General features: G+C 72.2%; 13 protein-coding genes. 5 read left to right on the top strand and 8 right to left on the bottom strand.

Annotated features, from left to right (window positions below):
* Window positions 1–159: 159 nt before the first annotated feature.
* The 3 genes from V6U89_RS25435 to V6U89_RS25445 all read left to right on the top strand — a co-directional run bounded on the left by V6U89_RS25435 (window position 160) and on the right by V6U89_RS25445 (window position 2,699).
* Window positions 160–978, top strand: coding sequence for a basic amino acid ABC transporter substrate-binding protein (locus V6U89_RS25435; protein ID WP_334574302.1), 819 nt, complete (start codon window positions 160–162; stop codon window positions 976–978).
* An 81-nt stretch (window positions 979–1,059) separates the two neighbouring features.
* Entirely contained in the window at window positions 1,060–1,854 is a 795-nt protein-coding gene (locus V6U89_RS25440; RefSeq protein WP_334574304.1) for an amino acid ABC transporter permease, read from the top strand.
* A gap of 5 nt (window positions 1,855–1,859) precedes the next feature.
* Window positions 1,860–2,699 (top strand): amino acid ABC transporter ATP-binding protein, encoded by an 840-nt coding sequence (locus tag V6U89_RS25445; protein WP_334574306.1) that lies wholly within the window; start codon window positions 1,860–1,862, stop codon window positions 2,697–2,699.
* A gap of 140 nt (window positions 2,700–2,839) precedes the next feature.
* Here V6U89_RS25445 and prfH read toward each other — a convergent pair whose 3' ends face one another.
* From prfH to V6U89_RS25480, 7 genes are all read right to left on the bottom strand, one after another.
* Window positions 2,840–3,529 (bottom strand): peptide chain release factor H, encoded by a 690-nt coding sequence (gene prfH, locus V6U89_RS25450; protein ID WP_334574308.1) that lies wholly within the window; start codon window positions 3,527–3,529, stop codon window positions 2,840–2,842.
* On the bottom strand, window positions 3,526–4,713 hold the full coding sequence (locus V6U89_RS25455; RefSeq protein WP_334574310.1) for an RNA ligase RtcB family protein: 1,188 nt from the start codon (window positions 4,711–4,713) through the stop codon (window positions 3,526–3,528). The genes prfH and V6U89_RS25455 overlap by 4 nt, the downstream gene beginning before the upstream one ends.
* Window positions 4,714–4,933: 220 nt before the next feature.
* Window positions 4,934–5,560, bottom strand: coding sequence for a response regulator transcription factor (locus V6U89_RS25460; RefSeq protein ID WP_334574312.1), 627 nt, complete (start codon window positions 5,558–5,560; stop codon window positions 4,934–4,936).
* The gene (locus V6U89_RS25465; RefSeq protein ID WP_334574315.1) at window positions 5,557–6,795 is read right to left on the bottom strand and encodes a sensor histidine kinase; all 1,239 of its coding nucleotides are present in this window, start codon (window positions 6,793–6,795) and stop codon (window positions 5,557–5,559) included. The genes V6U89_RS25460 and V6U89_RS25465 overlap by 4 nt, the downstream gene beginning before the upstream one ends.
* A gap of 4 nt (window positions 6,796–6,799) precedes the next feature.
* Window positions 6,800–7,255, bottom strand: a complete 456-nt coding sequence (locus V6U89_RS25470; protein ID WP_334574318.1) for an ABA4-like family protein — start codon at window positions 7,253–7,255, stop codon at window positions 6,800–6,802.
* Entirely contained in the window at window positions 7,252–8,181 is a 930-nt protein-coding gene (locus V6U89_RS25475; protein ID WP_334574320.1) for a hypothetical protein, read from the bottom strand. Before V6U89_RS25475 ends, V6U89_RS25470 begins: the two co-directional genes overlap by 4 nt.
* 240 nt (window positions 8,182–8,421) lie before the next feature.
* Complete coding sequence (locus tag V6U89_RS25480) at window positions 8,422–9,639, bottom strand: S8 family peptidase (protein ID WP_334574323.1); 1,218 nt, start codon at window positions 9,637–9,639, stop codon at window positions 8,422–8,424.
* Window positions 9,640–9,928: 289 nt separating this feature from the next.
* Between V6U89_RS25480 and shbA the strand changes: the two genes are divergently transcribed.
* Both shbA and V6U89_RS25490 read left to right on the top strand, forming a co-directional pair.
* Window positions 9,929–10,501, top strand: a complete 573-nt coding sequence (gene shbA / locus V6U89_RS25485; RefSeq protein WP_334574325.1) for an RNA polymerase sigma factor ShbA — start codon at window positions 9,929–9,931, stop codon at window positions 10,499–10,501.
* Window positions 10,498–11,607, top strand: a complete 1,110-nt coding sequence (locus tag V6U89_RS25490; RefSeq protein ID WP_334574327.1) for an anti-sigma-D factor RsdA — start codon at window positions 10,498–10,500, stop codon at window positions 11,605–11,607. The genes shbA and V6U89_RS25490 overlap by 4 nt, the downstream gene beginning before the upstream one ends.
* A gap of 85 nt (window positions 11,608–11,692) precedes the next feature.
* Here the strand turns inward: V6U89_RS25490 and V6U89_RS25495 are convergent, their stop codons facing one another.
* The gene (locus V6U89_RS25495; protein ID WP_334574431.1) at window positions 11,693–12,427 is read right to left on the bottom strand and encodes an FkbM family methyltransferase; all 735 of its coding nucleotides are present in this window, start codon (window positions 12,425–12,427) and stop codon (window positions 11,693–11,695) included.
* Window positions 12,428–12,561 lie beyond the last annotated feature (134 nt).

Below are 12,561 nucleotides of genomic sequence, written 5' to 3' on the forward strand. Positions count from 1 at the left end.
ACTGCCGGACGAATCCTCAGAACCGACGGATTACACGATCAACGTTCGAAGACGAGGCACTAGGTAGGGCTTGCCGAATCAGGTACCGTCGCCTGTCACATCGTCTTTGCACCAACAGTGGCTGCCTGTCATACGGGCGCCGAACCGGAGGGACACAGCGTGACTTTCCACAGCGCAGTCCGTAAGGCTGGCCTGATCGTGGCGATCGCCACCCTCGCGGTGAGCGCGGGATGCGCCAAGAAGGATGACAGTGAGGTCCAGGCCAGCGGGGTCAAGCTCGTCGAGAAGGGCAAGCTGACCGTCTGCACCCACCTGCCGTACGCGCCGTTCCAGTCCAAGGATCCCAGCGGCAAGGTGATCGGGTTCGACGTCGACGTGATGGACCTGGTTGCCAAGGAACTGGGCGTGGAACAGAAGATCGTCGATACACCGTTCGAGGGGATCAAGTCCGGCCAGGACCTGAACACCGGCAAGTGCGACGCGGCTGCCGCCGGCATGACGATCACCGAGGAACGGCAGAAGGTGATGAACTTCTCCGACCCGTACTTCGACGCGACGCAGGCGATGTTGGTCAAGACCGGCAAGCCGCTCAAGTCGCTGGACGACCTCAAGGGCAAGAAGCTGGGCGTCCAGGCAGCGACCACGGGCCGTGACTACGCCCGGAAGTTCGAGAAGGAGAAGGGCCTGCAACTCGTCGAGTTCGAGGATCTCGCCGCCCTGCAGCAGGCCCTCGCCAACGGCCAGGTGGAGGCCGCCATCAACGACCTGCCGGTCTGGACCGAGTACATCAAGGAGCACCCCGGCGGCTTCGAGGTGGCGGCCGAGTTCGACACCGGCGAGCAGTACGGGTTCTCGGTGAAGAAGGACAGCAACCCGGAACTGCTCAAGAAGATCAACGAGGTGCTGGCCAAGGCCAAGCAGGACGGCAGGTACGACGCCGTCTACGAGAAGTGGATCGGCAAGCGGCCGACCGCCTGATCGAACCCCACGACCGGAGGGTGCGCGCCTGTCGCGCGCCCTCCGCGTATTCAACCTGTGCGTAGCAAGGAGCATCGAACAGTGAAGCTGCGACGCCGCCAGCGAGAGCGGCTGTTCCTCTGGCTCCAGTACCTGGCCTTCATCGCCGTCATCGCCGCGGTGATCTTCGCCGCGGACTGGGACAGGCTCAGAGAGGCGTTCTTCCGCGTCGACATCATCGAGTCGATGTTCCCGACGATCATCACCGTCGCGCTGCGCAACACGATCCTCTACACGCTGGGTGCGTTCGCCTTCGGCCTCGTGTTCGGCACCATCCTCGCGCTGATGCGGCTGTCCCGGGTGGCGCCGTACCGCTGGGTCGCCACCGCGTACATCGAGCTGTTCCGGGGTCTGCCCGCGCTGCTGGTGCTCTTCCTCGTCGGGTACGGCATTCCGATCGCCTTCCCGGAGCGCGAGATTCCGGGCGGCGTGTTCGGTTCGATCGCGATCGGTCTCGGGTTGACCGCCGCGGCGTACATGGCCGAGACCATCCGGGCGGGCATCCAGGCCGTGCCGAAGGGGCAGATGGAGGCGGCGCGCACCCTCGGCATGTCGCACTTCACCGCGATGCGCACCATTGTCATCCCGCAGGCGTTTCGGGTCGTGATCCCGCCGCTGACGAACGAACTCATCCTGCTCACCAAGGACTCGTCGCTCGCGTACGTGCTCGGCGTGACCGCGCAGACCATCGAGGTCACCAAGTTCGGTCGGGACACGCTGAACGACCGGGTGAACGCCACCCCGCTGCTGGTGGCCGGGTTCGCCTACCTGGTCATCACGCTGCCCCTCTCCCAGGTGGTACGACGTCTCGAACTCCGCTACGCCAAGGCTCGGTGACCAACATGACGACCACCCAACCCCGGCCCGCCGTCGAGATCCGCGACCTGCACAAGTCCTTCGGTCCGCTCGAAGTGCTCAAGGGCATCGACTTCGAGGTCGGCCACGGCGAGGTGGTCTGCGTCATCGGGCCGTCCGGTTCCGGCAAGTCGACGCTGCTGCGGTGCGTGAACCTGCTCGAGGAGCCGACCGCCGGCAAGATCTGGGTGAACGGGGTCGAGATGACCGATCCGGATGTCGAGATCGATTCCGTACGCCGCGGCATCGGGATGGTCTTCCAGTCGTTCAACCTCTTCCCGCACCTGACCGTGCTGGACAACCTCACCATCGCCCAGCGCAAGGTGCTCCGGCGCGGCCGGGCGGAGGCCGAGCGGATCGCCCGGGAGAACCTGGAGCGGGTCGGCCTGACCGACAAGGCCACGGCGTTCCCGGCGCAGCTCTCCGGCGGGCAGCAGCAGCGGGTGGCGATCGCCCGGTCGCTGTCGATGGAGCCCAAGCTGATGCTCTTCGACGAGCCCACCTCCGCGCTCGATCCGGAACTGGTCGGTGACGTGCTCACCGTCATGCGCAACCTGGCCGAGGACGGCATGACGATGATGGTGGTCACCCACGAGATGGCGTTCGCCAGGGACGTGGCCGACCGGGTCGTGTTCATGGATGGCGGCGTGGTGGTCGAGCAGGGGCCGCCGCAGGAGGTGCTCGGTGCGCCGCGGCACGAACGGACCCGCTCGTTCCTCTCCCGGGTCCTCGATCCGACCCAGGTCGCGCAGCTTGGTCAGCCCGACCAGTCGCCCGAGCCGCCGGAGCCGCCTCGCCTGCCGGCCGACGACCGCCACAATCTGTGACAGCCGCTCATCGTGACCTGACGTGCCGGAACCGCACCGGAGGGCGGGCATGGGGACGCCGCTGCATTACCCGCCCCGCGTCAGCTTCTCCTGAGCGCCGCTCCGCTGTGCCGATCCCCTCGGTGGCGGATGCGATGTTCCTACCGCGGTGAGCGCGGCTGTGCGGACTGCCGCCGTCGCCGGCGTGGCCGATGCGGTGTGGCCGTGTCCTGCCCTGACGGATGTGGACGTTCGATGCGAGTGGGGTTGCCCCGTACGAGCTCGTCGTGGATGCGCCATCGGGCGGTGGTGGCGGCGCGCCGCGCTGTCTCGTCGCCGTGCTCGATGCGCTGGCGCAGCAACTGGATGGCGATGCGGCGGTTGAGGCTGAACTGCCGCTCGGTGTCGACCACGACGACGAGGCCGGAGGGACGGTGGGTCGCCCGTACCGCCGTGCTGGCCTTGTTGCGGTGCTGACCGCCGGGGCCGCCGGTACGGCAGGCGACGATGTCGACATCTGCTTCCGTGAAGGTCGTGACCGGGCTGTCGACCCGGCACGGCCGGACGGTGACGTACCAGTTCTTCCGGCCGGCGTCCGCGCGGTAGGGGCTGGAGGCCTGCCAGCACAGGGTTCCGCTCCACGAGGCGGCGAACGCCTCGGCGCCGGCGCCGGAGATCTCGACCAGTGCCGACCGGTAGGTGCCGGGCCGGTCCCCGGGTACGGTCTGGACCCGATGGGTCACCAGATTCTGCCGGGTGGCGTCGGCCGCCAGCCGGCCCAGCAGCTGGGCCAGCGCCCAGGCGCACTCCTGCGGGCCACGCCCGGCGGACATGAGCAGGTGGACGCTCATGGCCGGGCCCGCTCACGGCGGTGGTTCCGGCGGTCCGATCGGGCTGTGGACCCGATGTCGGGCGTCTTGTAGGTGACCAGGGGGACCGTGGTGGCCACGGGGGTGGCCAGGTCGTGGTCGACGAGGTCGCTGATCACCTGCTCGATGCGTTTGTAGGCAGTGGGTGCCTCCTCGAAGAGCAGTTGACGGTCCCCGCACACCACCAGCGACCCCACCGGGGTACGGCGCAGTTCCTCGACGGTGTGCTTGGCCCGGCCCCTGCGCAGGGCGTCCGCCCGGGACATCTTGCGGCCCGCGCCGTGGGCGACGGAGTGGTTGGCATCCGGGCCGGCGTGGGCGGCCACGAGGTAGGAGGGAGTGCCGCGCGTACCGGCGATGAGCACGTCGCGGCCGTCACCCGGCGCCGCGCCCTTGCGGTGCAGGTAGACCCCGTCGCGAACCTCGACCAGGTTGTGGCACTGATCGACGATCGGCTCGGTGGGTTCCGTTCCCAGGGCATGGGCGACCCGGGCGGCCATCAGTCGCCGGTTGAGCGAACCCCAGCGTACGGCGTCGTCATGCATCGCCAGGTAGGCGGCGGCATCAGGGGCGCCGCCCGCGCCGTGGACCTCGGTGTGCGCCCGCAGAATCCGCTCGCCCAGCCCTCGGGAACCGCTGTGGACGATGAGAACGAGGTCGCCGGCGGCGAGCCCGAGACGGCTCGCGTGGTCCGGCTCGACGACGCTGTCGATCCGCGCCAGCTCGACGAAGTGGTTACCCCGGCCGACCGTTCCGAGGCCCTCGACGTGACCGGCGGGAACGTCGCCCTTCACGACGGCCCAGGCCGGGTCGTCGGCATCCCGCTCGGGGTCCAGCGGGCGGTCGAGGTCGGGGAATCGGGCGGCGAGCTTCTCGGGGACGGCGCGCATGAGCTTGATGGGAAAGACGGCAATGCCGCAACCGATGTCGGAGCCCACCAGGAACGGATACAACACGGTCGACGCCATGGCGGCGCCGATGGGGGCGCCCTTGCCCGGGTGCAGGTCCGGCATGCCGGCGACGTGGATCATGCCGTCGAGGGCGGCCACCTGCTGGCACTGCGCGAGGGCATTCGACTCGATCCAGCTGGTGGGGGAGGCGAACACGGTGACGGTGGCCGGGGTGGACGGCGGCAGGGACTCCCGCCGGTAGTGGTGCTGAGACAAGGACGCTCGCTTCTCGCGGAAGGGTACGGACGGGCGGCATGACGGCGCCGGTCGGCGCCGCGGTGGCCTGGAGCAGGGGGTGCTGTCCGTCAGAACGTCATGGACACCACCATCCCGGAGCCCACCGTGCCCGGCAAGCGACTTTCGACCGCGGGGGGAGCGGGACAGCGGCCCGAGACCCTCCGGCACAGCGCGCGCTTGCAGCCTGCGCAGGCGTCGCTCAGCCGCCGCGGGCGAACAGGGCCAGGCGTACCCGGTTGGGGCTGTTGGTCTTGGTCATCAGGCTGGTGATGTGGGTCTTCACCGTGGTGACGCCGATGTGCAGCCGGTCGGCGATCTCCGTGTTGGACAGCCCCTCGGCGACGAGGTTCAGCACGTCCTGTTCACGCGCGGTCAGTCCCGGGGCCGGCTGCGGCGTCTCGGGGCGGGCGTGCACCGCGCGCTGGACCAGGCGGTGCAGCACCTCCTGGCTGAACGGGCTGTCGCCCACGGCCGCGCGGCGGACGCCGTCGAGCAGGTCGGCCGGGGGTGCGTCCTTGAGCAGGAACCCGCAGGCGCCGGCGGTCAGGGCCGGATAGAGGTGGTCGTCGTCGCCGAAGGTGGTCAGCACCAGCACGCGGGTGGCGGGGCGGTCGGCGAGGATCCGGCTGGTCGCGGTGATCCCGTCGACGCCGGGCATGCGCAGGTCCATCACGACGACGTCGGGCACCAGCCGCGCGGCGAGGCTGATGGCGTCGCGACCGTTGTCGGCCTCGCCGACGACCTCGATGTCGGGCTGGGCGTCGCAGAGCATGCGCAGGCCCGCGCGGATGAGGTGCTGGTCGTCGACCAGCAGGACGCGGATCATGCGAGCTCCGTCTCGTGGGGTGCGGCCGAGCCGGCGCGGGGGACCGGCGGGCCGGGGGGAGCGGTCGACGGGGCGGCCGGGAGCACGGTGCGTACCCGCCAACCCGCGCCGGTCGGGCCGGCCTCCAGCCGGCCGCCGAGGACCTCGACGCGCTCGCGCATGCCGGTGATGCCGTGGCCACCGCCGGGCGGTACCGCCGCCGGCACCCGGCCGCGCCCGTCATCGCGGACCTCCCAGTGCACGGCCCCGTCGACCACGGACACCGCCAGGCGCGCCCGCGCGGACGTGCCGACGTGTTTGGCCACGTTGGTCAGCGCCTCCTGGGTCAGCCGCAAGACCGCCAGGCCCCGGACGGCGTCGAGCGAACCGACCGCCGGGTCGATGTCGGCCTCCACGGTGACACCGGCCTGGCGGGCCCGGTCGACCGCCGCGCCGAGGGCGGCCGGAAGCGCCGCCGGCTCGATCGCGGTCAGCGCCGCGTCGCCGCGTACCCCGTCGGGGTCGCGCAGGACCGCGACCAGCCGGCGCAGGTCCGCCAGGGCGGCGCTCCCGGTGCCGTGCACGTCGTCGAAGACCGCGCCCACCCGCGGATCCAGCTCCGTCAGCACGTGCCGGGCCACGCCCACCCGCAGCACCATCGACGCCACATGGTGCGCGACCACGTCGTGCAGCTCGCGGGCGATGGCGCTGCGTTCGTCCGCGCGGGCGGCGCGGCTCTCCGACTCACGTCGGCGCTGCTCGGCCGCCGCCCGCTCCTCGGCCTGCCGGCCGAGCTCCCGGGTGGTGCGGATGACCAGGCCGAGCAGCAGCGGCACGCCGACCTCCACGGTCAGCCCGAAGACGCCGGAGAGGAACCGCCGGAGCGGGTCGCCGATCGAGTCGGTCAGGTCCACCGCGGCCAGCAGCCCGGCGGCCAGCCAGATGAGCCGCGGCCGGTCCGCCCGCATGGCCAGCTCCAGCAGGGCCCAGCTGGCACCGACCTGGTTGATCGTGGTGTCGTCGAGGAGCTGAATGGCGACCGCCAGCAGCGCGGCCTGCGCCAGCAGGTTGACCAGCGCCCGGCGGTGGCACACCAGCCCGACGGCGAACGCGACCAGCGCGAGGCTCCACTGGGTGGTCGTCGGTGAGCGTCCGGCGTGGGCGCCGAAGACCAGGTAGCCGACGCCGCTGAGGTCCAGCAGCAGCATCCGCGCGAACGTGTCGCGCGCGTCGAAGAGTCGTCCCACCCACCCCACCGGATCAGCCTAGGCGCTGCGGCTCGCGGGCCGGAACGACCGCCGGCCGGGCCCACCTCGCCCGGACAGCGAGGTGGGCGGCCAGCCCGAGCGGCCCGAGCAGGATCGTCAGCACCAGCACCGGAGCCATCACCAGCGCCGGCACCCCCCGTTCCCGAGCGTCCAGCCAGGCCCACCGGCCGACGAACAGGTCGAACCCGACCATGTGCGCCCAGGCCGCCGCCGCGCCGTCGGCGCTGCCGAGCAGGCCGCGCACCCCCGGCAGGGTCGGCGCCGTCACGGCCGGCAGCACGTCGGCGAGCGCCGGGAGCACCAGCAGCGCATAGCTCACCAGGACCGGCAGCACGATCAGCGGCGACGAGATGATCCGGGCGGTCCCGGACCAGCGCGGCAGGAGCAGCATCAGCGCCCAGAACGGCGCGGCCAGCGCGAAGGTGAGGGTGAACAGCGTCGCGGTCATGCGGCCAGCGCCAGTTCCGGGCGGCGTCGGCCGGCGAGAACCAGCGCGGCGGCGGTCGCGGTCGCGGCCACCAGCGCCGCGGCGGCGGCCAGCGTGAGGGCGTCCGGCCGCAGCAGCGGCTGTCCGCGCAGCGCCTGCCAGGTCAACAGCATCGTGAGTACGCCGTAGGCGGCGCCCGCGACGACCATCAGCCGCACCCGGCTGCGCTCGTCCAGCCACGTCCCGAGGAACCGGCTCAGCAGGATCGCCAGGATCGGCAGCGCCTGCCGGGCGTGCAGCCCGACGAAGTGCCCGATCCGCAGGTCGCCGCCGGTGGTGCTCCAGCCGACCAGCGGGAGCCCGGGCCCGCCGTCCGGTACGCCCACGCTGTGCGCCCCGGCGATGCCCTCGGCGGCCACGTCCTGGCTGGGCACCACCATCGGTATCGCCGCCAGCATGCCGAGCAGGGACAGGCCGAGCCCCGAGCCGACGGCGTACCTGGCGACCCGGTCCGCCATCGGCTGCCGCAGGACCACGATGCCGATGACGAGGTGCGCGACGAAGAGCACCATGATCGACGCCCCCATCACCTGCCACAGCGCGGCGTTCAGCGGGGTCGTCTCGTTGTAGTGGCTGGTCGTGCCGCGCAGCACCTGCCCGACGATCACCGCCATCTCGGCCAGCGACATCGCGACGATGACCGTGCCCGCCCGCTCCGCGGTCCGGCTGCGTCGCGGCAGCAGGGAGAGCATCCAGGCGAGGGTGGTGCCGTACAGCACGAACGATACGGCGAACTTGAACGGCTTGAGCCAGATCGGCACGCCGGTGAGGACGCGGGAATCGGCGCCGATGCCGATCGCGGCGACGATGGCGAGCACCGCCATTGCCGCGACGAAGACCAACATGGGGCGGTGCCAGTGTGCCGCCCGGCGCAGTGCGGTAGTCATGCCTGTAGATGCTCGTGAACCAGCCTCCCGAGCGCGCCCGACCTCGGGCCCGGGAAGCGGCCGGCGGTCGGAGCCGCGTCTCCTCCCGGGGGAGGAGACGCGACATCGGACCGGGGAACGGCTGCCGGCCCGCGTACCCCGAGCGAGAGGCCACGTCCTCGCCGCCGGTCGAGGTGGCGGGCGGCCTGTCCGGAGGTGACCGCCCCGGCCCGGATCCGGGCCGGGGCGGTCGGGCGTCGGTCAGAAGGTCGCGACGTTGAGCAGCTTCTCCTGGACGCCGTCCGGGTCGCCCGCCGGCCAGCTGTAGTTGGTGGTGCCGGCTGACTGGAGGGCCGACTTCACGGCGCTCGGGGTGGCCGTGGGGTGGGTCGCCTTGTAGAGGGCGGCGCCACCGGCGGCGTGCGGGCTGGCCATGGAGGTGCCGGAGATGGTGTTGTAGCTGCCGCCCTTCCAGGTGGAGTAGATGCAGACACCCGGGGCCATCAGGTCGACGTCCGCGCCGAAGTTGGAGAAGTCGGCGATGGTGTCGTCGACGTCGCTGCGGCAGGTGGCCGCCGCGCCGCCGCCGGGGAGTCCGTTGAAGTCGGCGAGAGCGCTGACGGTGATGACCTCGTCGTATGCGGCGGGTACGTGGTTGGCCGCGTTGTCGGTCTCGTTGCCGGCCGCGACGACGTACGTCACGCCGGAGGCGACGGACCTGCAGATCGCCTCGTGCATGGCGTCCTTGTTGCTGCCGCAGGCGCTGTCGGAGCCGGAGCCGCCGAGGCTCATGTTGGCGACCTCGATCTCGCTGGCGTGCGCGGTCACGTAGTCGATGCCGCAGATGATGGCCGAGAACGTGCCGCTACCGGCGTTGTTCAGCACCCGTACCGGCCAGACCCGGGCGCCCGGGGCGACGCCGACCACGCCGATGCTGTTGTCGAGCGCGCCGATCGTGCCGGCGACGTGCGAGCCGTGGCCGTTGCCGTCGTTCGCGCTGGTGCCGGTGGAGCAGTTCTTGGCGCCGGCGGTGTAGACGTTCAGGTCGGGGTGGGTGAGGTCGATGCCGGTGTCGATGACCGCCACGTCGACGTCGACCCGCTCGTCCGCGCCGTTGATCTTCGCGGTCGGACTCAGCTCGGCGTCGGCCCGGTTGATGCCGGTCGGCGTGGTCTGGGCGGTGGCCGTCACCACTCCGTCAGGCTGGACGAAGAGCACCCGCGGGTCCCGAGCGATGCGGCCGGCGGCGGTCGCGCTCATCCGGGCGGAGTAGCCGCGCAGGGCGTGCTCGTAGACGTGGCCGACGGTGGTGCCGTTGGCCCTGGCCTGCTCGGCGGCGACCGACGACGAGTTGGCGTCGGCGCGGAGGACGACGATGTAGCCGCTGTCCGTCTCGGCGCGGGGGGCGGCGGTGGCGCCGGTCGCCGAGGCGGCGACGACGATGCCGGTCAGCATCGCGACGCCCAGTGTCTTGCGCATGGGGGTTCCTCTCCACGTGCGGTAGGGGCGGTTGGCCCACGCCGAGGTTGCCGCAGCCGGCCGCGCCCGAACCAGAGGGCGGAGGCATTCGTTATTGGAAATATATAAATCAGCACAAAATGGGGCATAACGTCGGACCTGGCGTCCAGCGGCCAGGTGGGCGGAGCGCTCGTACTCCTGCCGGGTTATCGCCGGATGTCGGTGCGGTGTTTCATCACCGTCGTGTTGGCGGCGGGACGGCGGACGGCTACCGTCGATCCAGCTGCACGGAGAAGGGCCCGCGACCGCGATGGACACACCGCCACCCGATGTCGTACGTCGCGCCGCCGCCGGTGACCCGGCCGCCGTCGCGGAGGTCCTGGAGGGGATCAGGCCGATCGTCGTGCGCTACAGCCTGGCCAGGCTGGGGCATGTCGGCGCCGGTGGCGCCACCGCCGAGGACGTCGCCCAGGAGGTCTGCCTCGCCGTGTTGCGCGCCCTGCCGCGCTTCACCGATCAGGGTCGTCCCTTCCTCGCCTTCGTCTACGGCATCGCCGCCCGCAAGGTCGCGGACGCATGTCGGGCCGCGAGCCGCGACCGTACGGACAGCGTCGCGGCCGTTCCGGACGCGCCGGACCCCCGCCCCGGCCCGGAGCTGCGTGCTGTCACGGCTGACCTGGGCGCCAGGCTCAGCGCCCTGCTGGCGCAACTGCCGGCGACGCACCGGGAGATCCTGGTGCTGCGGCTAGGGGTGGGTATGACCGCCGACGAGGTCGGTACGGTGCTCGGTATGACCGGAGGCGCGGTACGGCTGGCGCAGCATCGCGCGCTGACCCGGTTGCGCGTCATCGCCGGCGACACCCTCGCCCGGATGATCCCGTGACCGGCGACGTACCCCCGCCGACCGACCCGGTCCTGCGGGACGACCGACTGTTCGACGCGCTCAACCGCGGCGAGCCGCCACCCCCCGACCACCCCGCCGACGACCCGGTGACCGCCCTGCTCGCCGACTGGCGCACCGAGCTGGTGGCGCGGGCCGAGCAGGTGGAATCCAGGATGGAGCGGGAGCAGTCCGGGGAGGGGACGGGATCCCCGGCGGCTCCGCCGTCCGCAGCACTCCCGGCCCGCCGGCTCCGGCCCGCCGCAACCGCCGGGCCCGCTGCTCCGGCGCGGCCCGGGGGACGGCGGCGGACGGCGCTCGCCGGTGCGGCCCTCAGCCTGCTCACCGTCGTCGGGGGACTGTGGCTGGGCGCAGCTCGGGCCGAACCGGGCGGCCTGTTCTGGCCGGTCACCGAGCTGGTCTACGCCGACCGGGCCGAGTCGCTGGTCACCGAACGGGAAATCGGGCGGATCCTGGACGAGGCCCGGCAGGACCTCGCCGACCGCCGGTACGCCGACGCCCGCCACCACCTGGAGCGGGCCGCGGTCCTGCTGGGCAGCCTCGGTGACGACGAAACAGTCGTCCGGCTGCGGGGCGACATCGACGAGCTCCGCCACCTGCTGCCGTCCCCGGTCGCGACGGCCCCGGCGACGCCCGGCGCGGACATCGGCAGCAGAACCGTGCCGGTGCCGTCCGACCCGGACGGAACCGCCACCGTGCCGGTGCCGCCCGCCACGGACCCCGCAACGTCCACCGTCCCAGTGCCTCCGCCGGACGATCCGGCGGCGTCGCGCACCCCGGCCCGGCCGACACCGACCGCACCGGCACCGGCGGGCCGGCCGAAGAAGCCGGCCGGAGGGGCGCCGGACGGCCGGCCGCACACCCCGACGGGGGGCCCGCCACGGCAGGTGCCGCCGGCGCCGGCCCCCACCGCCCTGCCGCCCGGCGGGAAGCCCCACCCGGACGGCGCGCCCGTCACGCGCCCCCGGCGGCCGGTCGGCGCTCCGTCCGCCCCGCCGTCCGCGACCACGCCGTTGCCGGCCGGGCCGGATCGCGCCCCGGCCTCCCCGAGCGGGCCGGGGAGGGCCAGCCACCCATCAGGGGCCTGACGCGGCCGGCACGGGGCCGGGACGACACCGCCCCCGATCGGTCGGAGTCCGGTCTCCTCCCTGGGGAGGAGGCGGCGCACGGGCGCTACCCGGCGGTCGATGCCACGCAGTAGACGTCACCGGAGTTGACCTCGTGGGGCAGCGACCGGAGCCGCTCCGCCAGCTCCGTCGCCGACATCCACTCTCCGAAGGCCAGGGCCATGTCGTCGCCGAACGCGATGTTGAATGCCTCGAAGCCGAGCGCGGTGAGGCGGGCGACGCAGCGTCGCGCCACGGCCCGTTCGATCGTGGTGAACTCGAAGGAGAGCGCGGGCAGCGGGCGGCTCAGCCCCGCCAGCACCGCCTCCTCGAAGCCCTCGACGTCGATCTTGATGAAGGTCGGCGTGCCGTAACGGTCGATCAGGGAGTCGAGCGTCGTGGCGGCCACCTCGACCGTGGCGTCCCACACCTCGTCCTCCCAGCCGCCGGCGCCGTGCGCCGCCTGCAGGAAGTGCGCGGACGCCGTGGTGACCGTGGGATTGCGGGAGTTGACGTGCAGGCGGACGCTGCCGTCGTGCGCTCCGCAGGCCGCCTCGACGACGACGACGTCGTCCTCCCCGGCATAGATGCGCCGGATGGCGCGCACGCACAGGCGTTGCGGTTCCACGGCCACGACGCGCGCCCCGAGGCGACGGAAGCTGCCGGTCCGGTCGCCCACGTGGGCTCCGATGTCGAAGACCACGTCGCCGGGCCGGACGAAGCGGGCGTAGAACTCGTCCATCGCCGCCTCGCGTGCCGGATCGCCGTAGTAGGACTCCAGCGACCGGCGCAGCGACGACATGGACGGATCAGCCTTGAGTGCCTCCACCGCGCGGGTACGAGCCCTCACCGGACGACCGTAGCCCGGACCGGGCCCGGAAACGCCGGCAATCGACAACAGTGAGCTGATCTCCGGCCGGGTGGGGGAGCCGACCG

The organism is Micromonospora sp. CPCC 206171 (assembly GCF_036906755.1).
Lineage (GTDB): Bacteria > Actinomycetota > Actinomycetes > Mycobacteriales > Micromonosporaceae > Micromonospora > Micromonospora purpureochromogenes.